The sequence below is a fragment of the Deinococcus indicus genome, assembly GCF_002198095.1.
In the GTDB taxonomy this organism is placed as follows: Bacteria; Deinococcota; Deinococci; order Deinococcales; family Deinococcaceae; genus Deinococcus; species Deinococcus caeni.
Genome location: NZ_NHMK01000003.1, coordinates 1 through 24,995 on the forward strand (window position 1 = coordinate 1; position 24,995 = coordinate 24,995).

36 protein-coding genes are annotated in these 24,995 nt (G+C 68.9%); 27 read left to right on the forward strand and 9 right to left on the reverse strand.

From position 1 onward, the window contains the following. The 20 genes from CBQ26_RS00240 to CBQ26_RS00335 form a co-directional block, all read left to right on the forward strand. Positions 1-2,151, forward strand: a 2,151-nt coding sequence (locus CBQ26_RS00240; RefSeq protein WP_143341872.1) for a ParB/RepB/Spo0J family partition protein, incomplete at its 5' end; no start/stop codon positions are given. Continuing rightward, positions 2,144-2,479 carry a hypothetical protein gene (locus CBQ26_RS00245; RefSeq protein ID WP_088246614.1) on the forward strand — a complete coding sequence of 112 codons (336 nt, stop codon included), beginning with the start codon at positions 2,144-2,146 and terminating at the stop codon, positions 2,477-2,479. The genes CBQ26_RS00240 and CBQ26_RS00245, both read left to right, overlap by 8 nt. Then, positions 2,472-2,741 carry a hypothetical protein gene (locus CBQ26_RS00250; RefSeq protein WP_088246615.1) on the forward strand — a complete coding sequence of 90 codons (270 nt, stop codon included), beginning with the start codon at positions 2,472-2,474 and terminating at the stop codon, positions 2,739-2,741. Before CBQ26_RS00245 ends, CBQ26_RS00250 begins: the two co-directional genes overlap by 8 nt. After that, positions 2,741-3,277: a hypothetical protein gene (locus tag CBQ26_RS00255; RefSeq protein ID WP_088246616.1), complete on the forward strand. Its 537-nt coding sequence runs from the start codon at positions 2,741-2,743 to the stop codon at positions 3,275-3,277. The genes CBQ26_RS00250 and CBQ26_RS00255 overlap by 1 nt, the downstream gene beginning before the upstream one ends. Continuing rightward, positions 3,274-4,968, forward strand: a complete 1,695-nt coding sequence (locus tag CBQ26_RS00260) for a helix-turn-helix domain-containing protein (RefSeq protein ID WP_088246617.1) — start codon at positions 3,274-3,276, stop codon at positions 4,966-4,968. The genes CBQ26_RS00255 and CBQ26_RS00260 overlap by 4 nt, the downstream gene beginning before the upstream one ends. Beyond that, the gene (locus CBQ26_RS00265) at positions 4,965-6,140 is read left to right on the forward strand and encodes a hypothetical protein (RefSeq protein ID WP_088246618.1); all 1,176 of its coding nucleotides are present in this window, start codon (positions 4,965-4,967) and stop codon (positions 6,138-6,140) included. The genes CBQ26_RS00260 and CBQ26_RS00265 overlap by 4 nt, the downstream gene beginning before the upstream one ends. Then, the gene (locus CBQ26_RS00270) at positions 6,137-6,598 is read left to right on the forward strand and encodes an ASCH domain-containing protein (RefSeq protein WP_088246619.1); all 462 of its coding nucleotides are present in this window, start codon (positions 6,137-6,139) and stop codon (positions 6,596-6,598) included. Before CBQ26_RS00265 ends, CBQ26_RS00270 begins: the two co-directional genes overlap by 4 nt. Continuing rightward, entirely contained in the window at positions 6,595-7,425 is an 831-nt protein-coding gene (locus tag CBQ26_RS00275) for a hypothetical protein (RefSeq protein WP_088246620.1), read from the forward strand. The genes CBQ26_RS00270 and CBQ26_RS00275 overlap by 4 nt, the downstream gene beginning before the upstream one ends. After that, positions 7,422-7,964 carry a nucleoside triphosphate pyrophosphohydrolase family protein gene (locus tag CBQ26_RS00280; RefSeq protein ID WP_088246621.1) on the forward strand — a complete coding sequence of 181 codons (543 nt, stop codon included), beginning with the start codon at positions 7,422-7,424 and terminating at the stop codon, positions 7,962-7,964. Before CBQ26_RS00275 ends, CBQ26_RS00280 begins: the two co-directional genes overlap by 4 nt. Further along, positions 7,958-8,380: a hypothetical protein gene (locus CBQ26_RS00285; protein WP_088246622.1), complete on the forward strand. Its 423-nt coding sequence runs from the start codon at positions 7,958-7,960 to the stop codon at positions 8,378-8,380. Before CBQ26_RS00280 ends, CBQ26_RS00285 begins: the two co-directional genes overlap by 7 nt. Beyond that, on the forward strand, positions 8,377-8,649 hold the full coding sequence (locus tag CBQ26_RS00290) for a hypothetical protein (RefSeq protein ID WP_088246623.1): 273 nt from the start codon (positions 8,377-8,379) through the stop codon (positions 8,647-8,649). The genes CBQ26_RS00285 and CBQ26_RS00290 overlap by 4 nt, the downstream gene beginning before the upstream one ends. Further along, complete coding sequence (locus CBQ26_RS00295) at positions 8,646-9,203, forward strand: hypothetical protein (protein ID WP_143341873.1); 558 nt, start codon at positions 8,646-8,648, stop codon at positions 9,201-9,203. Before CBQ26_RS00290 ends, CBQ26_RS00295 begins: the two co-directional genes overlap by 4 nt. Positions 9,204-9,215: 12 nt before the next feature. Further along, on the forward strand, positions 9,216-9,749 hold the full coding sequence (locus tag CBQ26_RS00300; RefSeq protein WP_088246625.1) for a hypothetical protein: 534 nt from the start codon (positions 9,216-9,218) through the stop codon (positions 9,747-9,749). Next, entirely contained in the window at positions 9,746-10,384 is a 639-nt protein-coding gene (locus CBQ26_RS00305) for an HAD family hydrolase (protein WP_088246626.1), read from the forward strand. The genes CBQ26_RS00300 and CBQ26_RS00305 overlap by 4 nt, the downstream gene beginning before the upstream one ends. Further along, entirely contained in the window at positions 10,377-10,802 is a 426-nt protein-coding gene (locus CBQ26_RS00310; protein WP_143341874.1) for a hypothetical protein, read from the forward strand. Before CBQ26_RS00305 ends, CBQ26_RS00310 begins: the two co-directional genes overlap by 8 nt. Further along, positions 10,799-11,452 (forward strand): hypothetical protein, encoded by a 654-nt coding sequence (locus CBQ26_RS00315; RefSeq protein WP_143341875.1) that lies wholly within the window; start codon positions 10,799-10,801, stop codon positions 11,450-11,452. The genes CBQ26_RS00310 and CBQ26_RS00315 overlap by 4 nt, the downstream gene beginning before the upstream one ends. Further along, complete coding sequence (locus CBQ26_RS00320; protein WP_088246629.1) at positions 11,449-12,273, forward strand: hypothetical protein; 825 nt, start codon at positions 11,449-11,451, stop codon at positions 12,271-12,273. The genes CBQ26_RS00315 and CBQ26_RS00320 overlap by 4 nt, the downstream gene beginning before the upstream one ends. Then, a complete protein-coding gene (locus tag CBQ26_RS00325) occupies positions 12,270-12,512 on the forward strand; it encodes a hypothetical protein (RefSeq protein WP_088246630.1) in 243 nt (80 codons plus the stop codon). The genes CBQ26_RS00320 and CBQ26_RS00325 overlap by 4 nt, the downstream gene beginning before the upstream one ends. Continuing rightward, entirely contained in the window at positions 12,509-13,279 is a 771-nt protein-coding gene (locus CBQ26_RS00330) for a hypothetical protein (RefSeq protein WP_088246631.1), read from the forward strand. Before CBQ26_RS00325 ends, CBQ26_RS00330 begins: the two co-directional genes overlap by 4 nt. After that, on the forward strand, positions 13,276-13,710 hold the full coding sequence (locus CBQ26_RS00335) for a hypothetical protein (RefSeq protein ID WP_088246632.1): 435 nt from the start codon (positions 13,276-13,278) through the stop codon (positions 13,708-13,710). The genes CBQ26_RS00330 and CBQ26_RS00335 overlap by 4 nt, the downstream gene beginning before the upstream one ends. Positions 13,711-13,863: 153 nt before the next feature. On the opposite strand, the gene CBQ26_RS21125 is transcribed toward CBQ26_RS00335, so the two are convergent. After that, positions 13,864-14,982 (reverse strand): hypothetical protein, encoded by a 1,119-nt coding sequence (locus CBQ26_RS21125; protein WP_143341876.1) that lies wholly within the window; start codon positions 14,980-14,982, stop codon positions 13,864-13,866. A 191-nt stretch (positions 14,983-15,173) separates the two neighbouring features. Here CBQ26_RS21125 and CBQ26_RS00340 point away from each other — a divergent pair, with 191 nt between their 5' ends. The 3 genes from CBQ26_RS00340 to CBQ26_RS21645 are packed head-to-tail and all read left to right on the forward strand — an operon-like array spanning position 15,174 to position 16,977. Beyond that, entirely contained in the window at positions 15,174-15,941 is a 768-nt protein-coding gene (locus CBQ26_RS00340; protein WP_244897966.1) for a ParA family protein, read from the forward strand. After that, positions 15,938-16,834, forward strand: coding sequence for a ParB/RepB/Spo0J family partition protein (locus tag CBQ26_RS00345; protein WP_088246634.1), 897 nt, complete (start codon positions 15,938-15,940; stop codon positions 16,832-16,834). The genes CBQ26_RS00340 and CBQ26_RS00345 overlap by 4 nt, the downstream gene beginning before the upstream one ends. Before the next feature lie 5 nt (positions 16,835-16,839). Next, a complete protein-coding gene (locus tag CBQ26_RS21645; RefSeq protein ID WP_172417849.1) occupies positions 16,840-16,977 on the forward strand; it encodes a hypothetical protein in 138 nt (45 codons plus the stop codon). A gap of 133 nt (positions 16,978-17,110) precedes the next feature. Here CBQ26_RS21645 and CBQ26_RS00355 read toward each other — a convergent pair whose 3' ends face one another. Beyond that, a complete protein-coding gene (locus tag CBQ26_RS00355; protein ID WP_143341877.1) occupies positions 17,111-17,860 on the reverse strand; it encodes a helix-turn-helix domain-containing protein in 750 nt (249 codons plus the stop codon). Positions 17,861-17,928: 68 nt separating this feature from the next. Between CBQ26_RS00355 and CBQ26_RS00360 the strand changes: the two genes are divergently transcribed. The 4 genes from CBQ26_RS00360 (at position 17,929) to CBQ26_RS00375 (ending at position 19,644) form a co-directional block, all read left to right on the forward strand. Then, on the forward strand, positions 17,929-18,474 hold the full coding sequence (locus CBQ26_RS00360) for a hypothetical protein (protein ID WP_088246637.1): 546 nt from the start codon (positions 17,929-17,931) through the stop codon (positions 18,472-18,474). Beyond that, a complete protein-coding gene (locus tag CBQ26_RS00365; protein ID WP_088246638.1) occupies positions 18,471-18,662 on the forward strand; it encodes a hypothetical protein in 192 nt (63 codons plus the stop codon). The genes CBQ26_RS00360 and CBQ26_RS00365 overlap by 4 nt, the downstream gene beginning before the upstream one ends. Beyond that, complete coding sequence (locus CBQ26_RS00370) at positions 18,659-19,066, forward strand: hypothetical protein (RefSeq protein ID WP_088246639.1); 408 nt, start codon at positions 18,659-18,661, stop codon at positions 19,064-19,066. The genes CBQ26_RS00365 and CBQ26_RS00370 overlap by 4 nt, the downstream gene beginning before the upstream one ends. 191 nt (positions 19,067-19,257) lie before the next feature. Continuing rightward, positions 19,258-19,644 (forward strand): hypothetical protein, encoded by a 387-nt coding sequence (locus CBQ26_RS00375; protein WP_088246640.1) that lies wholly within the window; start codon positions 19,258-19,260, stop codon positions 19,642-19,644. 238 nt (positions 19,645-19,882) lie between these two features. On the opposite strand, the gene CBQ26_RS00380 is transcribed toward CBQ26_RS00375, so the two are convergent. From CBQ26_RS00380 to CBQ26_RS00405, 7 genes are all read right to left on the reverse strand, one after another. Further along, positions 19,883-20,542 carry a ParB N-terminal domain-containing protein gene (locus CBQ26_RS00380; RefSeq protein ID WP_088246641.1) on the reverse strand — a complete coding sequence of 220 codons (660 nt, stop codon included), beginning with the start codon at positions 20,540-20,542 and terminating at the stop codon, positions 19,883-19,885. Further along, entirely contained in the window at positions 20,539-21,027 is a 489-nt protein-coding gene (locus CBQ26_RS00385) for a hypothetical protein (RefSeq protein ID WP_088246642.1), read from the reverse strand. The genes CBQ26_RS00380 and CBQ26_RS00385 overlap by 4 nt, the downstream gene beginning before the upstream one ends. Next, complete coding sequence (locus tag CBQ26_RS00390) at positions 21,024-21,422, reverse strand: GNAT family N-acetyltransferase (protein ID WP_088246643.1); 399 nt, start codon at positions 21,420-21,422, stop codon at positions 21,024-21,026. Before CBQ26_RS00390 ends, CBQ26_RS00385 begins: the two co-directional genes overlap by 4 nt. Positions 21,423-21,495: 73 nt before the next feature. After that, positions 21,496-21,675: a hypothetical protein gene (locus CBQ26_RS21130; protein WP_143341878.1), complete on the reverse strand. Its 180-nt coding sequence runs from the start codon at positions 21,673-21,675 to the stop codon at positions 21,496-21,498. A gap of 194 nt (positions 21,676-21,869) precedes the next feature. Then, on the reverse strand, positions 21,870-22,349 hold the full coding sequence (locus CBQ26_RS00395; protein WP_088246644.1) for a GNAT family N-acetyltransferase: 480 nt from the start codon (positions 22,347-22,349) through the stop codon (positions 21,870-21,872). Next, entirely contained in the window at positions 22,336-23,577 is a 1,242-nt protein-coding gene (locus tag CBQ26_RS00400) for a DUF3440 domain-containing protein (RefSeq protein WP_088246645.1), read from the reverse strand. The genes CBQ26_RS00395 and CBQ26_RS00400 overlap by 14 nt, the downstream gene beginning before the upstream one ends. Further along, positions 23,574-24,986, reverse strand: coding sequence for an SNF2-related protein (locus CBQ26_RS00405; RefSeq protein WP_088246646.1), 1,413 nt, complete (start codon positions 24,984-24,986; stop codon positions 23,574-23,576). The genes CBQ26_RS00400 and CBQ26_RS00405 overlap by 4 nt, the downstream gene beginning before the upstream one ends. Positions 24,987-24,995: the final 9 nt, after the last annotated feature.

The window sequence follows — 24,995 nt, forward strand, 5'->3', positions numbered from 1 at the left end:
CCCCAGGTCGGGGATGACGTTCGCGTCCGCACGGGCCGCCACGACGTCGCCGTGATCGTCAACGTGCGCGGCGACGAGGTCCAGGTGCTCTACGCCGACGGCACCCGCCCGTGGGTGCCCGCCAGCGCCCTGGAGAAGGCCCACACCGCCGAACAGCCCGAGCAGATCCAGCCCGCTACCGCGACCGCCCCGGAGGCCAGCTGGGCGGTCGGGATGACCGTGGAATTCACGTATCCCCATCCCAACCCTGACTCCCGCGCCCAGGGCATCATCACGAAGATCTTCGACGACGGTAATCGCCGGTACGACAAGGACTGCCAGGTCAAATACGGCAACGCCTTCTACTACCGCAACTTCGACGACCTCACCCTCATCGAAGTTCAGGAGAGCGCCCCGGCCCCTGCGGAACCCGTCAAGGAACCCCAGCCCACGGCGCCGGCCACCGCCGCGCAGTTCGAAGTGCCGCAGTTCGAAGCGCCCACGCTGGGCCTGCAGGCCGTGCCCTGGAACCGGATCCTGAACAGCAGCCTCAACCCCCGCAAGCACTTCGACGCGGACAGCCTGCGGGAACTCGCGGTCAGCATCTACCGCAAGGGCCTCCAGCAGAACCTCGTCGCCCGCCCCCACCCCGACCGCCCCGGCCACTTCGAGATCGCCGCCGGGGAGCGCCGCTGGCGCGCCATCGGCCTGCTCACCCAGGGCTTCGAGGTGGACGGGCACGAGTGGCTGGAATGGCCGGCCAGCACCCCCGTGAACGTCCTGGTGCAGGACCTCACGGACCTGGAACTGCTGGAGGTCGCCACGGCCGAGAACGTCCAGCGGCGCCGCATGACCCCCATCGAGGAGGCCGACGCCTTCGCCGCCCTCGCGGATCACGGCAGCCCGGTCGAGGACATCGCCGCGAAGTTCGGGTACACCCGCCGGACCGTCATCCGCCGCATCCAGATCAGCCGCGCCCTGTCCCCGCTGCTGCGTGACGAGTTCAACACCGGCAACCTGACGCTCGCGCAGGTCGAAGTCCTCGTCACGGTCGCGCCGGAAGTGCAGGAGGCCGTCTGGAACGGGTACCTGCGCAGCAACCCGCGCCTGTACCCCCCGGAGCACATCCGCAAGCACCTACCGAACAACCTGTTCCTCGTCCGGCACCGGCAGTTCCCGCCCGCCTGGTACACCGGCGGGGTCGTCGAGGCGGACCTGTTCGACGACGTGGAACCGTACTTCCAGGACCCGGCGCAGGCCATGGAATGCCAGCTGCGGCACGCACGGGTCCTGGCGGATCAGGACGTGGCGGGCGGCGCGGCGTTCGCGGAAGTCGTGCTGAACGCCATGCGCCACCACTACGGCGAGAACGGCAACGGCGTTGTGTACAGCGTCAAGAACGGCGGCGAGATGGAACGCTGGGAGAACATCGGCGCCCGCCGCAGCTGGTCTCCCCTGCCCGACGGCGGGTACAGCGTCAAGAACCCCACCCCGGACAGCAGCGTCCCGTCCAGCAGCGGCACCCAGGGCGCGGCTACCCAGCCCGGTGCGGCCCAGACCAGTGCCGTTCAGGCAGACCGGCCCGCCGTGCCCAGATACCCGGCCCCGTGGTCCCTGGAGGACATCCGCATCGATGCGGCCCTGACCGGCCCTGACCGTCGCCGCCGCCTGCAGGCCGCGTACATCCTCGACAGCATGCTGGACCGCGAAGTCCCGCACATCACGCCCGAACTCACCAGCGCGGCCGATCGCCTGGAGCTGCTGTTCAGCACGCACCTGAAGCGCAACGGGGACGGCTGGACCCTGAGCGCCGAGCCCAAGGATGAGACGGCGGAACTCGCGGTCGCCACCGAGATCCTGCGCCTGCTGCTCACCCTGACCAGCGCGGACCTCGACACGCTGTTCTACGGGTACTTCCACCGCGAGTTGAGCTTCTCGAACACGGCCGCCCCGACCGCGCTGGGCAACCTGGACCCGTTCACGCTGACGGAAGGGTTCATGGGAGGCTGCGACACGCTCGCCCTTCAGGAGATCTGGGACGACGCGGGCCTGGGCGACCGGGCGAACACCACGGACGAGTACCTGCGGTCGATGCTGCTCGAAGAGGCCCCCACCCTGGCCGCGCGTGGCTTCCTGCCCCGGCCCCTGCGCCCCGAGGCCGCCGATGACTGAACCCGCCTTCACCCCGGCCGTGCACTTCGAACTGGAGTTCAAGTCCGACTACCGCCAGCTGCTGGGTCACCCTGGCCACCCGGCGCAGGTCATGTACGCCAGCGCCCTGCTGGCCGTGTTCGGGCTGCCCCTCAACACGCCCGTCCGCCTGAGCATCCGCTTCACGGACCGCAACCAGCTGATCGCCGTCAACGGCCCCGTGGCTCACGAGGCCTCTCCGGCGGAGGTCGGCGCGGCGCTGAACGCGGCGGGCGCCATCGTGGCCACCACCTTCGTCCTGCAGACGCACGTGATCACCGACCTGAACGGGGAGGTCAGTCATGCGTGACCTGAACCGCCTTCAGTTCATGGCCGCCCCCCAGGGCAACCAGACCGCCCGCGTGGCCGTCGCCGTGGTGGGCGGGGAGGTCGTCGCGCACGCCCGCACCCTCGCGGACGCCCTGACGCTCGAAGCGGGCTGGCACGCCTACATGCGCGGACGGCCCCGCGCTCACGGTGGGAACGCCCGCGAGCGGACGCACTGGTACCGCGGCTGGGACCGCGCGCAGGCCTGGGTCAAGCAGCGCAGCCGCGCCCGGCAGGTGGCGTGATGGACGTCCTCACCGCCCACAACGCACGCGGGTACCTGCACGCCGTCACCTGCGACAGCCCCGCCGGGTTTGGGGAACTGTTCGCCCGCACCATGCGCGCTCAGGGCTGCACCGTCACGCGCCGCAGCATGGCCGACCACCTCGCCCAGATCGCCGCCGGCCGGGCGGGTCACGTCCGCGCGGACTCGCCCGCGCAGGTGGCCGCGCCCGCCCTTCCGGAAGTCGGAAGCACTCTCACGGTCCCGCACCTGGGCGCCGGCGTCGTGATCACCGTCCTGACCTGGCCGGACGGCACGCAGGCCGCACTGGTCCGCGCCCGCGATGGCGAGAGCCTCGCCCGGCCGGGCCAGTGGACGCCCCTGGATGCACCTACTCAGGCCACGCAGGACGCCCCACCACCTGAATCACCCATGCCGCCACCCGAACCACCCATCCAGCTGCCCGAACCACCCATCGACCCGCCCATGCCCGCCGCGCCCGTCCTCTCCGCCCCCACGTGCATGCCGACGCTGTTCGGCGACTGGAGCCCCGCATGACCGATCCCGCCCCCACCTACGCCATCCTCGACACCGACCTGCCCGCTGGCGGCAGCCTCAGCGACCGCATGGCCGTTCTGGAAAGCCGCGCCGACCTGATCGAAGGCCTGCGCGTCGAGATCGACGAGCACGAAGCCACCATCCGCGACGCGAAGGTCCGCCGCGACGTCGCCGCCAGCCGCCTGAGCGTCGCCCTGCACGCCGCCGACCTGCTGCGCGACATCGAGCACTCCATCGCGCCGCTGCTCGGCACGGCCCGCCGCACCCACCTCCCGAGCGGCACCACGGCCGCCAGCCCTGCCCCGGACGGCCTGGCCAGCCTGATCGACACGCTCGAACCCGTCACCATCACGCCGGAACTGGAGCCCGCACCCGCCCAGGTGACCGAGTTGTCCGAACCGGACGTCCAGCCCAGCCCTGAACCCGTGGCCGTCACGAACACCCTGGACCTGGTGTTCCCCGCCGGGTTCGAACTCACCGCGCGGGCCGTGGTGTACCTCGACGTTCTCGCTCACCCCGGCGCGACCCTCCCCGAGATCACAGACCGCACGGCCCTGCTGAGCAAGACCGTCAATGGCGTGCTCAGCCGTGGGACGGCCTGCCTGGACTTCTCCCGCGTCGGCGCGCCCAGCCAGTACACCCTCACGGACAGTGGCGTCAGTTACCTGCGCCAGCTGCACGCCTACGCCGTGAGCCAGACGACCCAGGCGGAGGAAGACAGTCCCGAAGAGCCGGAAGAGGTTGACCCGGAACCCACTGTCGAAGCACTCGAGTCACCGGAAGTCCCTGCCGAGGAAGTCGCCGCCACGCAAGAACCTGCCGTGGAAACGCCGGTCGAGGAGAACCCTGCCCCCGCCCCGGATCCGGTCCGCGAGAAGGAGTCGATCAAGGCGGTCAAAGGGGCGCCAACCAAGCGGGCCAAACCGGCACCCGCCCAGCCGACTGAACCGACGGCTGGCAGCGCCCAGGCCCGCGCGCTGGACTTCCTGCGCGAACACGGCCCCGCCACCCCGCAGGGACTCGCCGCGCACCTCGGCATGCCCCGCCTGCCCACCGGCGCCGTGATCTCCCAGCTCGTGAAGCACGGGTACGCCACCCAGACGGACACCGACCCCAGGCTCATCCTGATTCCCGGCGACACCCGCCTCCCCGCGAAACCCGCGCAGCAGGCGGCGGCCGGGCCGTCGGTCACGCTGACCGCGCCCGCTGACGCTGGCTCGCCCAGCCAGGAGGAACTCAAGGCCCGCCTCCGCGAGAACGCCGAAGCGGTCCGCGCGGTCCTCGGCAAGAAACCCATGACGGAACTGGACCTCCGAGCCAAGCTCCCCGACATGAACCTCAGCCACCTGCGCGCCGCACTCGGGTACCTCGAAGAAGGCGGCACCGTGCGCCGCGTGCCCGGCCCCACGCCCGCCAGCCGCGCCGCGTACGCCCTGGACGAACTGGACCTGCCCGCCCCGACCCTGGACCACCTGACCGCCGAGGGCCGCATGGTCGAGGTGCACCTCGCGCAGGTCACGGACCGCAGCGAACGGGACACCGCGTCGAACATGGCCCTGAAACTCGGCCTGCCCCGCGAGCAGGTCGAGGAGGCCCTCGCGGTCCTGCACGCCCAGGGCCGCCTCCGCTGGAGCCGCACCGGGATGCTCGTCCACTACTCCCTCACGACCGCCGGCGAGGTGGCCGCGTGAACGCCCTCGGCAGCCGCTACCTGATCGCCCAGGCCGTGCAGGCCTCCCTGCGCGGCAAGGACCAGCGCCTCAAGTCGTACACCGTCGGCGAGCACGACCTCACGCTGCACCTCGACCGGGTGGAACTCACCGCCAGGAGTGAGCACGCCGCGCGGCGCATCGAGAACGTCATCCGCACCATGCCCGACGCGCAGCTCGGCCGGTACGTGCGCGACGCGGAACACCTCCTGAACCGCCTCCTGGCCCAGCAGACCGGGACGGCCTCCGCGCCCCTGATCCGCCTCGCGCTCAGCTGCGTGCAGTCGGGCGTGGCGGGCCTCATGCGCGGCGGCTCAAAGGTCGCCGTGAGCGACATCAACGCGCAGATCACGCAGTTCGACGAGCAGTTGTTCACCACCCTGAACAGCGAGCTGGAGTACGTCCGCGAGACTGCCCGTCTCCGCGTCGAACAGAAGGACGCGGACATCCAGCGCCTGATCGCGCAGGCGGATCAGGAGATGAAAGCCGACTACGCCCGCTGCGTGGCGGACCTCGAAACCCGCAAGGCGGAACTGGACGCCCGTGAGGCCACGCTGCGCGAGCAGGTGGAGGCGGACCTGCAGATGGCCCTGCGTGCCGCCGATCAGGCCCAGGCGGACGCCAGTGAGGCCCGCCGGCAGCTGGACGCCGCGAGCGCCCAGATCACCCGCGAACGCGCCGCGCACGAACAGGCCCTCGCGGAATTGAAGCGCACCCTGGCCGCCGAGCGGACCGCCACCATCAACCGCGACCGGGACACCCGCAACCAGATCCACCAGCTCGAACAGGACAAGCGAACCCTGTCGTCCACGGTCGGGCACCTCAACCAGGAGTGCGAACGCCTCGAGGCGGAACTCGCGACCGCCCGGACCGCCGCCCCCGAACCCGCCCCCGTTCCCGTCCCGGCTGCCCTGGAGGTCACCGCCATGCCCACCCCCACCCTGAACCCCCGACTGGCCGCCATGAGCTGCGCCGTGTACCTCACCGCGCACGGCATCCCCACCCGCGCCGACGGCGACCACCTCACCGGCGAGCAGACCGTCCAGCGCAGCGAACTGATCGTCGCGTGGTCCACCGAGTACCCGACCGACGAAGCCCGCCGCGCCCACCTGCGCGCCAGTATCCGCCCACTCCTCGCCCAGGACGCCGCGTGACCACCCCGCCCGTCCTCCTGGCGCTGAGCGTTCAGGAACCCTGGAGTACCGCCATCCTGGATCTCGGCAAGGACGTCGAGAACCGCGACTGGCACCGCAGCCCCGGCCTGCTCGCCCAGGCCCGCCGCCTCGTCGGCCGGCGACTGATGCTGCACGCCGGGAAGACCTTCGACGACAGCGGCGTCCCGTTTATCCGCACGCTGACCGGGCAGCGCGTCCTGAAGACGGACTGCACCCTCGGCGCGGTCCTGGGTGTCGTCACCCTGAAGGCCGTCACGGTTGACGGCAGGCCCACCAGCCGCTGGGCAGCCTGTGACGCCGTGCACCTGCACCTCGCCGACCCCATTCGCCTGACCGACCCCATCCGCTGCCGGGGCGCCCTGGGCTTCTTCTGCCCGGACGACACCGTGCAGGAACGGGTGCGCCGCCAGCTGGCCGCGCAGGGCGTGACGCTGTGACCACCCCGCTCAAGCCCGCCGCGCCGGAAACGGAAGGGCGCGGCCCCATGCTCCTGCGGGTCGCGCACGCCAACGCCGGCCGGTGGATCACCGTCACGCAACTGCGCGACCTGCTCGGCATGGAAGAAACCAGGCACTACGCCAAACGGGCCGCGTACCTGCACCGCACCGGCCGTCTCGACCGCCAGCACGCCGCCGACCACCGCCCCGACCGCCCCCGCTTCGAGTACCGGTTCCGCGCGTGGCCGCAGACCCCGGCCCTGCGCGCCACGACCGAACTCGAAGCCGGCACGGACGCCAGCGAGGCCGCCCGCACCGCCCGGTACCAGCAGACCGTCACCCGCCGCCGCGCCGCCATCACGGCCGCCGCCGCGCAGATCCTGACCGTCCTGCGCGCCGCGCCCGGCCCCGTTCCGGAACAGGACCTCCTGGCCGCCGTGTCGCACCTGAGCGTCACCACGGCCCGCGAGACGCTGACGTACCTCGTGCACGAGACGCAGGACGCCCTGATGATCACGGGCACCACCCGCCGCGCCCGCGCCACCACGTACGAGGCGGTCCGCAGCGGCCTGCCCCGCGTGGCTGTGCGGCCCCTCACGCCCGACGCGGAGGCCGTCCAGGGTCTGCTGCGCGCCGCCACGGACCGCGACGCCAGCCTCTCCCGGCAGGCACTGATGGAACAGACCCGCTGGCCCTGGCCACGCATCGAGAAGGCCCTGTCCCTCCTGGAAGCGCACGGCCTGCTGGCCCTGCGGCCCGTCGGCGCGTCCGTCCTGTTCCGCCACGCCCCCACCCCCGCCCCCGCACGCCAGAAGAAGGTCGCATGAACCACGTCCCCACCGTCCACCAACTCGCCACCCGCACCCGCCAGATCAACGCCAGCAACGACTGGGGCACCGACTTCACGCCCGCGCAGATCCCGCAGTTCCTCGCGCTGATCCACAGCGAGATCACCGAGGCGCACCACGAACGCGACCGAGCCAAGCGTGCCCGCGAACTGGGCGACGTGATCGTCCGTGCCCTTGACCTGTGCGAATTGATTCGCCCCGGCCTGATCGGGAGCCGCCTGACGACACTCGAGCACCACCGACCGGGCCTGCTCATGCGTTGGGCAACCCGCCGGCATCGCAGCGTGTACGAGTCGAGCCTGCACGCCCGGACCAGCGCCGCACTGGAAACGTTCCGGAAGGCGCCGGCGGACCAGATGCCCGGCCAGGTGGTCGTCGATCTGAGCCGCCTGATCTGCGCCGCGAACTTCGTGTTGCTGTGCGAGCAGCCGCGCGGCACGACGCCCACCGACCTGATCTCCGGAATCCTCGACGCGAACAGCGCACGGGGCAAACGCCATGGCGGTCGCCGATGCTGACCAGCCCCCGCGACGTGAACGGCAACCCCATCGCCACCACCGCCAGTCTGTGCTCCCTTGCCGACTGGGCACTCAGCGACGACACCGGCGCCAGCAGCCTCTGCATTGCCCGCATCCTGGCCGGCCGACCGGACCCGGGCAGCGCCCACAACTACCCGCACGACACCGGGGACCTGGGCCGCTGCCTGCGCCTCATCCGCGCCGTCCCGCAGGCCCGCGACGCCGTCCGCGCCCTCGCCGAACGCCCCGGACACCACGTCTGGGCGGAGTTGCATGCCATCTGGGACAACCTCACCGAGCAGGCCCAGCGGGACGGCGTCACCGACCACCGCAGTACCTTCGGGAACGGCCCCAGCACCACCGGTCTCATGCTCCGCGCCGCCATCGGCCTCGGCCGCGCCCGGAGCAACCAGTGACCGGCCCGCACCCCGGCGCGAGCGTGGCCAACCGGCGCCGCCTCATGGTCCTGGCCGACACCGGCGTCCGCAGCAGCGACCCCCTCACCGCCGCCGAAGCCCTGATCGAACTGCCGAAAGTTGCCGCCGGGATCCTGGAAGGCATCTCCGGGCAGCCCGTCATGGCCTTCATGGCAATCGGAGAGGAGGACGTGCAGGCCCTGCGGGAGTTCCTCCTCGCCCGGCAGGGACTCGCAGGCCTGGAACGTCACGTCGAGGCGCAGCCATGACCGCCCTCACCCCCCGACAGGAAGCGAACCTCGCGCGCCTATGTGATCAGTGCTGGAAGCCGCAGCGCGAGTGCCAGTGCGTGACGTTCGAAGGCGTGCACGGGCACAGCTACGCGGGCGGCGGTCCTGCCGAGTCGCAGGCGACCTGGGGCGATCACGCTCCGGACCACCGCACGTGGTGGGGCTGGGCACTCAAGAACGCGATGGACGAAGCGACCCGCCTGGCCGACGCCTTGCCGGGCAGTCCCGCCGCGCAGGCCTGGCTACTGCATGCCGTCGTTCTCCGGGAGGACCTGCACGCCCTGGGGTACGACTACCCGTTCGCGCCGGCGCCGCAGCACCCGCCCGAGTACGAGCAGATCTGGCTGTGGGCTGAGCGGGGGTACTACGTGCAGGTCCTGGCGGCCGACCCGGTCACGCTCACGGGTTTCATCGTCTTCCCTAACCCTGCCCCCGAAGAGATGAGCGGCGCCTGCAACTGGGAACGCGAACTCCTCACGTACGCCTACCCCGACGCCAAAGCGTTCATCGACGCCGTCGCCCTGAGCAATTGACAAGGACACCCCATGACCCAGCCCGTGAAACCCGTCTGCGCCCTGACCGAAGCCATCAAGCCCCTGCTGCCGCCCCTGCTCGTGCAGGTCGCCGACCACCGCGTTCTGGAAGGGTTCCTGAAGTACGGGCAGACGCTCAGTGACAACCACAAGCCACTGCGCAAGAAGGTCGTGCACCACATCCAGGAGCTGATCGACGCCCTGAACTACAACGAGTGGAAACTGATGGACCTGCGCCGCCACGAGAACCACTTCGAACTGGTGTTCCAGGCCCTGGAGCGGCGCCGCAGGTACATCCAACACCTGTCTGAGCTGCTTGACCTTGTGCCCGACCTGACCTTCGAGGAACTGACGTACAAGGAGGGTCACAGCGAGGCCGATCAGCTGCGCGCAGATCTCGCGGCGGCCCGGGCGGAGCGGGACGCGCTGCTGGGGGCACTGGGGAGCGTGCTCGACGAGGCGTACGACGGGCAGCACTCGTACCGTGTGGACCTCAGCACCCTCCAGGCAGCGCACGAAACCTTCACCGCCCTGGAGGGCGCGTGACCGGCGTGCCCCGGCCCCTGTGGGTGGCGTTCGACATCGACGGGACCCTCGCCTGCGCCCTGCCGGCCCTGCGCGTGGCCCTGGCCGCCCGCCTGGGCCTGCCCGTGGACGCCATCCGGGATGGCGGACCGTACGAGCAGTTCGGCTTCACGACCGGCTGCGGCCGCACCGACATCGCCCTGAGCGGCATGGCGCAGCGGGAATGGGAGCAGGTGGCCAGTCAGGCGCAGCCCCTGCCCGGCGCATTGGACGCCGTGACCCGCGTGGCGCAGGCCGGGCGACTCCTGGGGTACGTCACGCGGCGCCCGCTGCATATGTGGGACGTCACGTACACCTGGCTGTCCGCGCATGGCTTCCCGGTCGCCAATTACCTGCTGCGGCACATGCCGGACGAGCACGCCTGCAAGAGCGTCCAGGCGGTGGGCCTCGCCGTCAGCTGGGGCCACAGGGATGGCGGACCGAATCACCTCAGCAGCATCACCCTCGTCGAGGACAGCGGCCGCGAGGCCCTCAGCGCCGCCCGCAACGGCCTGCGCGTCCACCTGATCGACCAGCCGCACAACCAGGCCGCCCAGCACGAACGCATCACCCGCATTCCCGACCTCACGCACCTGAAGGCGGAACTCCATGACTGAACCGACCCCGCTCGCCCCCCAGCCCCAACCCGCGCCCCTGCCTGAGCGGGTGCAGGCCGCGCTGGCCGTGAAGGCCTGCCCGCCTGTGTACGTTGACATCGTGAACCCGAGCGGGCGCGTGTCCTACCGCCGCTGGTCGGACCACCCAGACGTACAAGAGGCGCTAGGTACGCAGGGCTACAGCGTGCGCCGCTCGGATTCCCAGTACGAGCTGGAGGGCGAACCTCACCCGCTCCGCGCTCTCCTCGCCGAGACGGCCGCTGCCCTGGCCTCCGCTGAGGCTGAGCGGGATGCGCTGCGGGAGGCTCTGGGGACGATCGGCGCAGGTGTCGAAATTGCCCGGCAGCAGGGCAACGGCAACGCTCACATGGACGCCATCTACAGGATCGCGTGTGAGGCGATGGGGGTCCAGTCGTGACCCGCTCCACTGCTGATCTCCTGCGCGACGTGGCGACCGCGCTCACCTGCTACGCCAGCACCAAGCACGCCCAGGCCAGCGTCCAGAAGATCCCCAGCGTCAAGACGGCCATGCTGGAGGAGGTGGCGCACATCGAGGCGCTGGAACGCGAGGTCCGCGAGGCCATGCGCGCCCAGGCCGAGGCCGGGAACTGGGATCTGGAGTACTCGTTCAACCCTTCCGAGTACGACATCCACCAGGACGTGCTGTACCAGCAGTACCGCGACCACGTGAACGGCCGGAAGGGCACGGGCGCCATCCGGAAGTACGAGGTTCACCGCCGGTTCGGGGAGCTGCTGGCGCGCGCGGACGCCCTGGGCGATCCCGTAGTTTCCGAGGGGTTGATCTGGCTGGCGTGGCACACGGTCAAGGACCGCGAGATGGCGCAGGGGACGAACGAGGTCCTGCGGTTCAGGCTGATCCGCCAGTCGGAGATCGAGAAGGTCAGTGTGGCCGTGCCGCGCGAGACCGTTGAGGGCCTGCTCGCCGGGTGGAATGAGGGACTGTGGGGGCCGTACACCCAGGATGCGGGCGTGCCGGACACGGTTCTCGCGCTGGTGGACGGTCTACGCGCCGCGCTCGTCCAGCGTGACGCCGGAGGCCAGTCGTGACCCGCCCGCCGACCGCGCTGGAGATCCTGGAGCTCCTGTCCACCCGGGCACGCTACCGGGAGTGGCTGACCGGCGGGCACCTGGAGGCGGACCACGGGATGATCACCGACAACCTCGCCCGCGTGACCGCGCAGATCGAGGCGCTCACGCACCGGCAGGTGGCGGAGGCCCTGGAACAGCTGCGCGCCCAGGCTGCGCCATGGACAGCCGCCGAACTGGAGGACCTGCGCCTTCTCGCCTGGGCACTCGGTCCGGAGAACGACGGGCAGCTCACCATCACGAGTGGCCGGGCACTGGCTGACACCCTGAGCATCGCCAAGATGGTGGACCCAGCTCCCGGCAGGGGCCGCCTGCTCCCCGAACTGGAAGCCCTGATGTCCGTCTCGGTGCGCGAATGGCTGCTGATCCACCGCGCCCTGAACGCCCTGCTCGGGCAGGCCCCGCAGGCATTGCCAGAACCGGAGGCGCCCGCCGCGGCCCCCACCGCAGGTGAGGAGCCGGAGACCCTGCTGGAACGCATCCTCGACACGCTGCCCAACTGCCGCGACTTCAAGCTGACCGCACCTGACCGGGACGGCGAGTGGACGGCGAGCTTCATGTACGACCACTGCGCCTTCGAAGGGCAGGGCAGCTCCCCCGAGGCAGCACTCATCGAGGCGTCAGTGGAGCGCACGATCGCCGATCACTACTACTACGCCGACGGGGCGCGGCTGAGCGAGGCGCAGATGACGGACCTGCTGAACACGGCCTACATGACCCACCTGGGGCACCTGCCCGGGCACGGGTACCGGGGCAGCTACCTGAAGGAGGATGTGGAGTGAGTACCCTCACGGAGGAATACGCCGCTCAGCAGGAGCAGCGTCGTCAGGAGATCGCCGCCCTCAGCCCAGGCCTGCGCCAGGATCTGGAGCTGCTGGCCGTGCTGGCCAGCGAGCCGGACGCCTGGCGCGGCGTCACGGAAAGCCGGGCGCGTGAGATCCTCGCCTGCACCGTTCCGGAATACAGGCAGCTGATCCGCCGCGTGGACACCGAATTCACGTGGCAGGCGGACCAGCCGTGACCTCGCTTCCGGAAGACCGCGAGGTTGCGGCCCTGCCGACCCTGCACGACCTTGTGACAGGTGACGCGCCTGCGTCGGGGGAGGCCTACAGTCAGGCCAGCGCGGCCTGGAAGGCGCGGCGGGTACTGGCCTTCCAGGCGCTGTCCCGAACCCTCAGCGCCGATCAGCAGGCGCTGCTGAAAACACTCGTCGAAGTTCACGCGCACGAGTCCGCCCTGCGGGGCGCGGCCGTGGGTGCCCAGGCGGCCCGCCGTGAGGCCCGGATCCGGAACGGCGAGCAGTCCCGCCAGCATGCCGAGGCGGCCGCGCAGGCCCGCCTGGAGAACCGGCAGATCAACGACCTCCTGAAGCGCGCCGCTGACGACAACGCCACCCTGCGGCGCCGCGCCGACACCGCCGAGAAGGAACTGGCCGCCCTGCGCGCCACGCTGCCCGGCATCGAGCGGGTCATCCGGCAGGACATCATCGCCGCCGCGCCCGCCGACCACCGGCCCCTCCCGCGCCTCGCCCCCCGCTCAGCCGTCACGTACCGGTACCTGTCGCACGGGTTCCACGTCCGGCGGATCGCGCGGCGCATCGAGGAGTTCCTGGCCGGCCCGGACTGTCGCGGGTACGCCAGACCCGAGAAGCTCGCGGAGTTCCTGCTGCCGGAGACGCCACGCCCGACGTTCCAGCAGGCCCTGACGCACCTGCTGCTGTCCCGCCGCGTGATCCAGTCACCCTCCGGTGCGTACCGGCTGCGCAACCCCAGCGGGGCGCCCAGGTGACGCCGCCTGCCCTGCTGACGGCCCTGCGGGAACTGGCGGTCCTGCTGCCCGGCGGACGGCTCCGGCTGCTGCGTCAGGCGGTCCCTGGCGCCGGGCAGACCGAAACGCTGGAATGTATCTACGACGGCCGCGCCCACCGGGTGTGCACGATCAGCCACGAACCCCTCGGGCGATTCGGCCTGCTGCACGTCCGCGCCAGCGTCGAGGAGGAGATCCAGGCGCGCGGGTGGGTCCTGAGCCAGGACTTCCGGCCGCACGCGCGGTTCGCATCGGCCCGCGCGACCATCTACACCCCGAACTTCCACTCCAAAGACGCTACTGCGCCCGACCATCCCGACATGGACGACCACCAGCTGCGCCTGCACGCCCTGCTCAGCTGCGCTGCGAAGGCCATCCGCAACCCGCACTACCTGGAGGACCGACCATCATGAAGCACCCCACGTTCGCCGAGCGCCTCCGCGCAGCCCTGCAGGCCTTCCGCGATCCGGAAGCAGTCTCCCCTCCCCTGCCGGAACTGGAGGTGGGCCTCCCGCCACAATTATGGGCCGCGCCGACTCTGAAAATATGACTCAACTACTGGAATTCTACCGCAAAAGCTGATTGGCCTTATAAAGGAAATACATTTGATTTTGCTCTGCCTTGGTGCGCTCTTGAAAGTACTCACCGGCAGCCACAGTGCCTAATCCTAAAATGCCCCCAACAATATTTGAGATATTTTTATCTATTTCGCTAGGCATCAAAAGATTAGACACCGCCAGAGTGAGTGTACCGGCAGTAGCCGTATTAATTACCGATTTTTGATAGATGTTTTGCACAACTCTATTTATACTGACAGCCTCTTCGATTTCCATAACGGCCGGTGCTATTTTTAGATTATACAGCTCGTCAGCCTCTATCGCGAAATCCCTTTCCCAAGTTGCGCTTTGGATAGTTTTGGAGTATTCAACCATTGCTGCCCGAAATTTTGACAGCGGTCGTACGAGCAGCTTACGTATATCCAATATCTCGTCAACGCCAGCCTGCTCAAAATGGGGAAGTCTTTGAATAAAATGAGCTGAAAGGCCAGTCTGAGCCGCTCTCTCCTTCCTCATGTTTGACAATTCCGGACGCTTCTCTTTAATGTATAAGTCTATTAGATTGGACATTTCCCTATCTAAAAGCGGAAAGCTATTTTGACTAGCAATAGTCTTGAAGACCCCTTCAGTGAACTTCTCAGCAAAACTGCCAGAGGCCATTTCGTGCTCATATTTCTCAAGATTGAGCAATCCTCGCCTAACCAGCTTATCGATGTCAAGGATACCTAGTGGGCCAAATATGCCATTCATTCCCACTCTCATCGAGGCAAATGCCTGCTCTCTTAGAGCCAAAAATTTCTTTTCTTGAACTCTTCTCTGGCTTCTTGGGAGACCTCTAAGACTCGTGATAGCATCGTCCAGCTGCTCTATCATATCGGCTACTTGGTAGAATTCCGCTCTTTGCTCCTGTCCAACAATTCCAGCCAACCTTTGAATATTGTGTTTAGTGGGTTGGTTGACCAATGCTTCCACTGCAATCAAAAGCATTTCTGATTTTGGACTATGAAGGCTTATGGTATCTCCGTAAAGTAAGCCGATCTTAATAAGTCTTAATTCGCTATGTATTGCCAGATTGCCGCCGCTGCCTATGCCGTGTCCTATTGAAATATTAAATTTACTGTTATCCACGCCTTACCCCCTGGCTTACTACACAATCAAAACCCATCTAACCGAAAAACAGCTGCCCAAGTACTCGAATTTATGCCATGCGCGTATTACAATACAGAAATTAGCATATATTTTAATTTGCGACAGCACGCTCGAATTAAGCCTTGCGCCCCGCAGACAAGAGAGAGGTCGATCGGGGTATGCTCCCCCTCGTGATCACAGCAACGGTGTTCAACCATGCCGGCGGCGCAGGCAAGACCAGCATCACCCGGGACGTCGGGTACGAGCTGTCCCGCGCGGGCCTGCGCGTCCTCCTGATCGACCTCGACCCGCAGGCGAACCTGACGTCCTGGCTGGGCGTCCGTGGCGTCACCCTGTCCGCCACGGTGTACGAGGTGGCCACCGAGGGCGAAGGGCTCCCCGAGCCGATCAAGGTGCACGGCATGCACCTGATTCCCAGTCAGGTGGACCTGGCGCTCGCCGAGACGGGCATGCTGGGCGCGCCCGGCTCGCAGCTGTTCCTCCGGCAGGCGCTGGAGCACGTGCGCGAGCAGTACGACGTGGTCCTGATCGACAGCCCACCCAGCGTCGGGCAACTGGCCATCCTGGGCGCCGCGGCCGCCGACCGGCTGATCGTGCCCATCCCCACCCGGCAGAAAGGCCTGGACGCCCTGCCAGGCCTCCAGAAGGCCACGAAGCTCTACCGGCGACTCCAGCCGGAACTGCGGGTGGCGCTGTACGTGCCGACCATGTACAACGACCGGCGCAGTCACGACCGCGAGGTGCTGGCCATGCTCCGCGACGGCCTCACGCCCCTCGGGGAGCCGGTACCGGAGCGTGCGGCCGTGTGGCTGGATTCCACGACGGATGGCAGCCCCGTGGGCGTCTACGCGCCCGGCAGCCCGGTGCATCAGGACGTGCTGCGCCTCACGGCGGACGTGGCACGCGCCCTGAACCTGAACGTGGCGGTAACGGCATGACCCGCAAGCGCCCCGCGCCCCGCACGGGCATCGAAGGCCTGCTGAACGGAGCCTCGGCACTGGCGGAAGCGCCCAGCGCCACCCTGCCTGTCACGGACCTGCGACCCTCAGCCTTCCAACCCCGGCGGCACTTTGACGAGACCAGCCTGACCGAACTGACCGACTCCATCCGCAAGAACGGCGTCCTGCAACCACTCCTGGCACGCCCGTCAGACAACGGGTACGAGATTGTCGCTGGGGAACGCCGCTGGCGCGCCGCGCAGCAGGCCGGCCTGACCGAGGTGCCCGTTCACATCCGCGACCTCACGGACGAACAGGCCGTCCGCGCGGCCCTGCTGGAGAACCTGCACCGCGAGGACCTCAACCAGTACGAGGAAGCGGCCGCCACCCTGCGCCTCGTCGCCCTGACCCTCGGCGTGGACGAGGACGTCGCGCGCGCCCGGATGTACGCCGCGGCGCGCGGCACGAACACCGAGGACCGCGAAGTACTCGAGGACCTGTTCGCCGCCGCGAGTCTCGGCAGCTGGCAGTCGTTCACGACGAACAAGCTCCGCATCCTCAGGTACCCGGACGCCATCGTCACGGCCATGCAGGGCGGACTGCACTACAGCATTGCCGCCGTCATCGCCGCCGCCCCCGACATCCATCAGGCGGAGCTGCTGGCCATGGCGCAGGGTGGCGCCGGGTACCGGGAAGTCAAGGCCCGCCGCGCCGCCCTGGAGGCCCGCGCAACCCCGCTGAAAGTGGACCCGGCACGCGTGACGGAAGTCGGTAAGCGCATCAGCAGCGTGAAGTGGCTCGGCACGCTCGACAACAAGGCGCAGAAGGAGCTGCAGGCCTGGCTGAACCGCATGCCCGACAGCGTCCGGAAGGCTATGAACCTGCCGGACTGACGTCAGTGCGGCAGGCGCACGCACCCCTCGGCAGCCGCATGCGCCCCAGCCTTCAAACCCTGATCCACCAGACCAGCGTGGACCTGCGCGTCCAGCTGGGCCGGCGCGTACTCCTGGAACGAGTACTCGAGGCGATCATGTAGGAGTATCGCGACGACCCGGACCTGCGGGCATGCGTGGCCCGGCGAGTTGGGGAAGAGTAGGCCACGTTCATCGCGTCCCCCGAACATGTCGCAATTCACGACGCATTCGGGGGACGTGTCGTCGATTCCGGGTTTACGGCGACACGTTGGGCTCTGCGGCGGGGGGCGCGTCCGGCGTGGGGAAAAGCCGGAGGAAGCTCTCGTGGAGGTTCCTGAGCAGCGGCAGGACGCTACCCATGCTCAGTGCCTTTTCTTGATTGGGGTGCTGTAGGAGGTTGCGGATATCCTTCCACGCGGTCCACAGATCGCGCTGCGGGTCAGTGAAGTGCCCGGCAGCATGAAGGGCGTCCACGAGCTTGGCCATGCTCTGGTGTCCCTTGCCGGCGGTGACGCCGTGCTGGGCGGCATAGGCGCGTACGGCGGCTTCGGCGGCCAGGGCCAGGCGGGAGGCGCCGACGGTCATCATGGAGTACCGGAAACCCGCGTACGCGATGCAGTCGCAGCCCTCGGCGAGGTAGTGGCGGACGTCTTCCGGGAAGTGGTCGGGAATGGGTCCGAGGACGGCCGCGGCGAGGTCGGCAGGACGCATGGGGCCGAGGCGGCCCTGGCCGTCCGAGGCGACCATGCCTGCGAGCGCCGGATCCGTGAAGGTCAGGTTGTCTGGGGTGAGCGGTCCGGTGCGGGTCAGGCCCTGCAGGGTGACTTCGGCGCCGAGGATGTCGAGGATGGTGTCGACGTGTTCGGGTGGGATGCGGTTGCCGCCGGCGATGAAGGCGGCGACGCTGGCGGTGCTGATGCCGAGGCGGCGGGCGAGTTCGGCCTGTGCGCCGCGTTTGGCGCGGATGGCGGCGCGCAGGTGGTCGTGAAGTTCGGTCTGGTTCATGGGTTCATCCTCCGTCAATACTAGACGCCAGACTAGCATTGACAGTCATTCTAGTGTATTATTTAGCCATGAACGGAAACGCAGTGAAGATTTACGCTCACAGCCTCCCCGAGATCGACAGCGACTTCGACACCATCGGCCTGCTGATCGCCCGCCCCCTCACGCACGAAGAGGCCCTGCGCGCCGCCGGAGCCCTCGGCTACGCCCTGGCCCGCATGAACGGCGAGAGCCTCGGGGACCCCGTGAGCCTGATCTTCACCCCGGCCAGCACGTACCTGACCTTCCACTTCGACAGCACCAAGTGCCGCCGCAGCAGCTACAGCTTCGAGGAGGCCTTCCGGGACGCCGCCGCGTACATCGAGACCGGCACGCCCGTCCGCAAGAGCGACCGCGCCGGGCGCGGCACGAAGGGCACCCGCCTGATCGACGGTATCGGCGCCGTCAGCCTGACCATCCTGCTGGACGTGGACGTGGACGCCGGCCCACAGCCCACCCCGCCCGCCCCGGCCGTCAGCGCCGCCCAGCGCGCCCTGGATGAAGCCCGCGACCGCCTGAACGCCGCGCAGCACGCCTACGCCCAGGCGGCCATCGCGTACGCCGGAGCGGGCCTGTGAGCACCCCCGTGGGCGATCAGATCCACCTGTGGCCCAGCCGGGACGAGGACGGCCGCTGGGAGGTGGACGCCACGTACCAGGGCCGCGTGGTCGGCATCGGCATCGCCTGGTTCCGTGAGGACGCCGAGGCGGACGCCCTGGCGCAGGCGCACCGCACCCTGAACCCCGCCCCGGACGTGGCCGCATGACCCGCATCCTCGTCATCCGCCCGGACGGGCAGACGCTCGCCATGGACATGGACTCCGCGGGCGGCGCGGCCGGGCATTTCTGCGGCGGGATGGTCATCCGCCTGCCCGAGGCCTTCCACGCCCTGCACCACTACGAGGTGTGGCACCTCGACGACTGGGCTGGGCAGCCTGTGAACCGCGCCGCCGGCAACATCATCGGCCTGCCCTTCGCATACGAGCCCCTGCGCGGCACCGTGGTCCTCACGCGCCTCCCGGACGGCCAGGACACCCGCGCCGAACGGGAGCACCAGCGCCAGTACTTCGGAATGCTCGACGCGGTGGACGCTGGATTCTGCACCGCCGACGAGGCCGGCATCGACTACCTGATCCGCGTGAATTCAGACGAGGGAGATCATGCTGCCTAGCGCCCCACAGGCAATCTAAACCGCTAACAACGGTTTGAGGGCACCCGTAAATACAATCAAAATTTCTGAATGGCTCACAGAAATTTTCACTTCAAGCAACCGGCGCAATCCATCAGGATACGCGCCGGTTCAGCTTTTTGGAAGGCAAATTTGGTCTGGAACTTTCCGTGAATGAACCGCATAGTGATGACATGACAAGACCCGCACCGGCTACCATCGACTACAGCACCATCATCACTGACGCGGCCCTGGAAGGCCGGAAACAAGCATCCGAAGCATTGCAGCCCGTCATCGAAATGTTTACGCGGTCGCTGATGGACGCCGGCTTCGTCACGCTGATGGGGGTGGCGCTGATCGTGGCGGTCATGCTGATCGTCGGGGCGTTGCGGTCGGGCCGCATTCACGTTGCGCTGCTGTGCCTGGGCATCCTGGGCGTGCTGGGAGTGGTCGCCGATCACCTGCTTTCCACCGTCACGTTCACCTGGGCCAGCGCCGGCCTGGGCTTCATGCTGATCGTGGCGGCTGTAGCCAGAGGCTGGCGGGGTCTGCTGAGCCTCGCGCGGATCCTCACGCCCTGAATCGAACCGGCCACTTCCGTCCAATTCCAGACTGACAGCAGCGGCGGGCAGCCCTGGCATTTGCCAGAATCGCCCGCCGCTGCACCTTGCGTTTGATGCCGAAATTTCTGCCGACCTGCATTCTGGTTGACAAATTCGGCCGAAATCTGCACTTCCAGCGCTTCTCACGAAGTGCAGAAAACCCAGCCTGAGATCACGCAATGCGTCGTATTGAATCTGCGTCAGCAGGTCGGGAGCTTCACTCCCACGCCTCGCTGTACGTCTCGCCCACGCCGTCGAGCAGGCCGCCGCGCTGGCGGTAGCGGAGCAGCTCGTCCGAGTCCATGCCCAGCGCCCGACCCACGTCGTCGAGCGCCACGCCCTGGGCCAGCAGCGCCTCCACGAGGTCCTGCGTGCCCTGCACCGAGTGCGACCCGCGCGCCTCGTTGTGCAGCACGGTCGCCTCGATACGGCTCGCCACGTCCTGCCGGTCCCCGCGCGCCGTCGTGACCGGCAGGTACCCGTGCGTGCTCGCGCGAACCTTCGGGCGTTCCAGGACCACGCGGGTCCGGTGGAACCCGTCGATGATCTCGCGGCGCTGCCCCTCCTCGCCCGGCCAGGTGGCGACCGGCATGGTGTACCCGCTGCGTTCGATGCTGCGGGTCAGGGCGCGCATCTCGGGCGGCGCGACGGTGTTGGGGTTGTAGGCGTTCGCCTGCACGTCGGTGGCCGGCACCCACTCCACGAGGTCCACAGGATGGTGGCGCAGGGGGCTGACGGCGTGCAGGGCGCGGCGGGCGGTGTTCAGGGCCTGCACCTGGGCGTCGGTGCTGGGCAGCGCGGCGATGGCCTCGGCCAGCTGCGCGGCGAGGGCGGCGATGTCGGGCGCGGCCGGGTCGATCAGGCGGGGCTGGGTCATGGCGTCATGGCCTCCGGGTCGGCGTGGATGCGTTCGAGGGCGCGGACGTGCAGGGGAGCGACCTGGAACTGGTAGTCGGGGGCGTACAGGGCGTCGTGGATCAGGTAGAGCCGGGTGGGTTCCGGGTCCGGGTCCGTTTCGGCGCGCGTGAAGTGCCCGCCGCGCCAGGCGTAGACGGGACCGCGTTCGCTGCGGCGGTCGCCGGTCACGGAGACGCTGAACCGGGCCGCGTGGGTCAGGGCGTGCCAGGAGTGGCGGTGCAGGTCCCGCACGAGCTGCAGGTCGGCCAGGGCGCGCGCCTCGGTCATGGTGGGGGGAAGCGGTCCGATGGTGTCGAGGGCGTGCTGCATGCGCAGGGCGTGCCGGATCATGGCGGGCAGTCCGCGCGGGCTGCCGGCGATCATGGTGATGACATCCTCGGTCAGCATGGCCTGGACGCGCTGCGTGCGCCCTTCCGGTCCGACGGGGCGGCCGGGCCCGGTCACAGGGCCTTCTCCAGGGCGATGAACCCGCCGCGCAGGGCGCCGCTTTCGAAGCCCAGGTCGCGGTAGAAGTCGGCGTTCTCCAGCTTGGCCAGGATCTTCACGCGGCTCAGGCGCTGGCCCTTGGCATCGTCGAGCGCCGCCTGCACGGCGAGGCGCTTGGCGTCCACGTTGCCGCCCTGGGCGTACACGGCGACGAACTCTGCCCCGCCGTTCTTCTGGGGCTTGATGCCCGCGAACGCGACGGTCTGCCCGGCGTCCTGCACGGCTGTCCAGCGGTAGGTGGGCTCGCTGGTCATGGCGCTGCCGGTCGCCTGCCGGACCTCGGCAGACACGAAGAACGGCCCGAAGGTGGGGTAGAAGCCGGGGTCGGTCTGGCTGAGCGTCTCGGTTCGCATGCCTCCATTTAATTACATACAAAATTAAATAGCAAGCGGGGGACGGGTCGCCCGCCCCCACCCATCCCATCCGCTAGGAACTCAACCGCAGGACCTCCAGCACGAACGGCAGCACCCGGTCCACCAGCGCCAGGAACGTCATCGACCCCAGCGCCCCCTGCGCCAGAGCCAGGACCGCGTCCCCCTGCGCCGGCGACCCGCGCCCCGACCAGAAGAAGACCAGCACGAACATCAGAACACCCGCTGTTTCCATTGAAACCTCCACTCAGGGCAGCGTGCCCTGGTGGAGAAATGATCGTGCAGGCCGGGATTTTCGTTTTACCAGATCTGGTACGGCCCCCAGAGGCCCAGATCCGCCCGTCGCCATACCCCGAGGGCCACTTCCCATGGCATTCCGCGCCGATCTCATGCCGTCCGGGCACGCGCCCATGCCCGGACCACCACCCTTCAATGCACGCTGCGCTCCGGCAGGTCGTCCAGATCCAGCCGACCGGCCAGCACCACGCCGTCCGCCTCCATGACCGTGTACCCGCCCCGTTGCCCCGTCCCGACGAACCCCAGGCGCACCAGGCGCGGGAAGCTGTGTGCGTTCGCCATCACCCGCACCCGCCGCGCCTGCGCCAGCACCGCCAACCCCAGCCGCGCGTCCACCAGCGCCCCATGCACGCCCTGCCCCCGGAAGGCCGGCAGCACGAACGCATGGTCGAGCAGTGCCACACTCCCCTCCACCCGGACGCTCGCGACGCCCTGCACCTGCCCGCCATCCACCGCGACCGCCCAGCTGGTCCGGTCATCGTCCGTGAACGGCCCGCCCAGCTCCCGCTGCGCGGCGCGGGACGCGAAGACCGGCCCCGCCCACTCCCAGAACTCGGCGGGCCGGTGCCCGGGCAGGAACGTCAGGACTTCGAGGGTGTCAGAGATCGGCATACTTTTCCTTTCGCGCGGCCGTCCTGGCCGCGTCTTTCTTCGTGACGCCGAAACTCAGTCTCTGGCACCAGTAGTCGTTCTTCAGGAGCGTGATGCACACGTTCCGCCAGCTGCCCGCCGTGCCCGCCCGCTCGTACCGCTCCTCGGACACGTCGTTCAGGTCCTCCCAGCCCCGGTTGACCTTGAACCAGTCCAGGAACACGCCGATCTTCCCCTCGTAGTGCGCGCGCAGCTCGGGCGGCAGGCTGGCCAGGATCGCCTGCGCGTACGCCCGCCACGTCGGGTACGTCGGCGGCAGCACGAACTGCCCCCGTGCGGCCAGCAGCTCGCTGTCCCCACGCCGCGCCCCGAAGTTCGCGCCCTGCACGCGCGCCACCAGCCGCGCCCACGTCTGCGGCTCCAGCCGGCGGATCAGCGCCAGGTTCTTCCTGGCTTCCGGCCCGAACGGCTCGTCGATCCGCATCTCCGCGAGACTCAGGCCCGCGAGGTGCATCATCTCGTACACTCGGTTCACCGGAATGCCCGCGTCCCGGTGGTACCGCCAGACGTCCTCGACCTCCCAGTCGTAGATGGGGTAGAAGTTCCACAGCTCGTGCGCCGGGTCGCGCTTGAGGGGCTTGACCACGCGGGTACTCCAGGCGCGGCCGCCGTAGCTTTCGCGGTCCCGGCTGCTCTTCCGGACCGTGGCGTACCGGTGCAGGCTCTCAGCGGCCCGCAGGCCCACCAGGAACGCCGCGCGGCCCCCTGCGACCTCCAGGCCGTACCAGCGGCTGAACGCCGGCAGGAACGACTCGAACGTCATGTCGGTCCGGTACCAGTCCCAGTGCGCCGGGTCCGACACGACCCCCGCCCCGGTCGGCAGGTCCCGCACCCACACGTCCCGCCGCGCCGGATCCCACGCCGTCCACAGCGGCTCGTACACACTGCTCGCGTTGTCGGTCGTCAGGGGCAGCGCCACCCAGATCGGGTTCACGCCCGGCCGGCCCAGCATGGCCTGCACGTGCGCGATGGTCCCGGCGTACTGCGCCTCCCAGTCGATGAACAGCACGTCCACGGTCCGGCCCCGGCTCACGGCTTCCAGGCGCGCGAGTTCCAGCAGCACCGTGCTGTCCTTCCCGCCGCTGAAACTCACGCACACCCGGTCGAACTCGTCGAACAGCCCCCGCACCCGCGCCCGCGCCGCGTCCAGCACGCTCAGGCCCAGCGGCGTCTTCTTCGCGGCCTTCACGCGACCCGCCGGACGAACAGATCCCCGAGGCGCGACCGGACGGCCTGCAGGTCATTCACGCGGCCCACCTCCCGCCGGAACTGCGCGCTCACGCTGCTCTTGCGGTCGTACGCCGCCGCGATGCGGTCCTCGATGCCGCAGACCGCCCGGACGTCCAGGTACGTCACGGCGCTCCGCTGCCCGATCCGGTGGTTGCGCAGCTCCGCCTGGTAGTTCTCGGTGTACGAGAACCCCCGCTGGTAGAACGCCGCGTACCGCGCCTCGTTCAGCGTCAACGCCCGCCCACCGGTCCCAGGAGTGCCCAGCAGGAACCGCGGCCCCGCCGGATCCCGCCACGCCGCCAGCGCCGCGTCCCGCGCCCGGACGGTCATCTGCCCGTGATGCAGCGCGGCGCCACCCAGTTCGTCGAGGAGTCCCTGCACCTCGCGGAGGCTGTGGTGGAACTTCACCCAGACGATCACCTTCTCCCCGGCCGGCACGCGGCCCAGCGCGTACCGCAGCGCCTCCAGGCGGCGGTGCCGGAACGTCAGGTGCTCCACCGCGCCCGTCTTCGAGTCGCGGCGGTTGTAGAACCCGCTCGCGATCTCCTGCAGCGCCGTGAACAGCCGGTAGATGTGCGCGCTGGTCAGCTCCTCGTCCGGCACGCCGTCCAGCAGGTCCCAGCGGGCCTGCCCGTACGCCTCGTCCTGCTCGCCCGTGAGGTCCAGGAACACCGGGTCCCACAGTTGCGCCGGCAGGTCCAGGCACTCCTCCCGCGTCACCTGGTACGTGTACGGCCCGATCCGGCTGGCCAGGACGTCCTGATCCCGGATCCGCTCGATCTGCCCCTTGAACTTCTCGCTCCAGTCCACGTGGTCGAGGCTGAACGCCGTCCAGCTCCGGTACCCGAGGATGCGGGAGTCGAGGAAGCGCATCTGCGCGAACAGGTTGTGCACCCCTTCCGGGACGGGCGTGCCGGTCAGGATCAGGCGGCCCCAGGCGGGCGCGGCGAGCATCGTGGCGCGCAGCGTGCGCCGGGCGTGCGGGGTGCGGAGCATGTCGCTCTCGTCCGCCACGACCAGCGTCGCGTCGTCGATCAGACCCGAGAGGGCCAGGGTCACGCGGTCGCTGCTGCTCAGGCTCTCCATGCCGACCACGTACCAGTACGCCTCCGGCACCCGCCCCGGACGGGTCCGGTCGCTGAACACGTGAATGTCCGCCGCCCCGAACGTCGTGTGCTTCAGGATCTCCTGCCGGATCGTCTCTTTCGCTGCGACCGGGCACAGCCAGACCACGCGCCGCACCCGGTGCTGCCGCCGGGCGGCCAGCTCGATCGCCGTGCGGGTCTTCCCGGTGCCGGGATCCTGGAACAGCGCCCCGACCCGCAGGCCCTGGAGTTTGTCCGCAGCGGCCCGCTGGTGCGCCATCATCTTCCGATC

Excerpts from the sequence above, each read along its gene's own strand:
- CBQ26_RS00245 (WP_088246614.1), top strand. The coding sequence starts at position 2,144 with ATGACTGAACCCGCCTTCACCCCGGCCGTGCACTTCGAACTGGAGTTC.
- CBQ26_RS00250 (WP_088246615.1), top strand. The coding sequence starts at position 2,472 with ATGCGTGACCTGAACCGCCTTCAGTTCATGGCCGCCCCCCAGGGCAAC.
- CBQ26_RS00255 (WP_088246616.1), top strand. The coding sequence starts at position 2,741 with ATGGACGTCCTCACCGCCCACAACGCACGCGGGTACCTGCACGCCGTC.
- CBQ26_RS00260 (WP_088246617.1), top strand. The coding sequence starts at position 3,274 with ATGACCGATCCCGCCCCCACCTACGCCATCCTCGACACCGACCTGCCC.
- CBQ26_RS00280 (WP_088246621.1), top strand. The coding sequence starts at position 7,422 with ATGAACCACGTCCCCACCGTCCACCAACTCGCCACCCGCACCCGCCAG.
- CBQ26_RS00285 (WP_088246622.1), top strand. The coding sequence starts at position 7,958 with ATGCTGACCAGCCCCCGCGACGTGAACGGCAACCCCATCGCCACCACC.
- CBQ26_RS00295 (WP_143341873.1), top strand. The coding sequence starts at position 8,646 with ATGACCGCCCTCACCCCCCGACAGGAAGCGAACCTCGCGCGCCTATGT.
- CBQ26_RS00300 (WP_088246625.1), top strand. The coding sequence starts at position 9,216 with ATGACCCAGCCCGTGAAACCCGTCTGCGCCCTGACCGAAGCCATCAAG.
- CBQ26_RS00310 (WP_143341874.1), top strand. The coding sequence starts at position 10,377 with ATGACTGAACCGACCCCGCTCGCCCCCCAGCCCCAACCCGCGCCCCTG.
- CBQ26_RS00345 (WP_088246634.1), top strand. The coding sequence starts at position 15,938 with ATGACCCGCAAGCGCCCCGCGCCCCGCACGGGCATCGAAGGCCTGCTG.
- CBQ26_RS00355 (WP_143341877.1), bottom strand. The coding sequence starts at position 17,860 with ATGAACCAGACCGAACTTCACGACCACCTGCGCGCCGCCATCCGCGCC.
- CBQ26_RS00360 (WP_088246637.1), top strand. The coding sequence starts at position 17,929 with ATGAACGGAAACGCAGTGAAGATTTACGCTCACAGCCTCCCCGAGATC.
- CBQ26_RS00370 (WP_088246639.1), top strand. The coding sequence starts at position 18,659 with ATGACCCGCATCCTCGTCATCCGCCCGGACGGGCAGACGCTCGCCATG.
- CBQ26_RS00375 (WP_088246640.1), top strand. The coding sequence starts at position 19,258 with ATGACAAGACCCGCACCGGCTACCATCGACTACAGCACCATCATCACT.
- CBQ26_RS00380 (WP_088246641.1), bottom strand. The coding sequence starts at position 20,542 with ATGACCCAGCCCCGCCTGATCGACCCGGCCGCGCCCGACATCGCCGCC.
- CBQ26_RS00390 (WP_088246643.1), bottom strand. The coding sequence starts at position 21,422 with ATGCGAACCGAGACGCTCAGCCAGACCGACCCCGGCTTCTACCCCACC.
- CBQ26_RS21130 (WP_143341878.1), bottom strand. The coding sequence starts at position 21,675 with ATGGAAACAGCGGGTGTTCTGATGTTCGTGCTGGTCTTCTTCTGGTCG.
- CBQ26_RS00395 (WP_088246644.1), bottom strand. The coding sequence starts at position 22,349 with ATGCCGATCTCTGACACCCTCGAAGTCCTGACGTTCCTGCCCGGGCAC.
- CBQ26_RS00405 (WP_088246646.1), bottom strand. The coding sequence starts at position 24,986 with ATGATGGCGCACCAGCGGGCCGCTGCGGACAAACTCCAGGGCCTGCGG.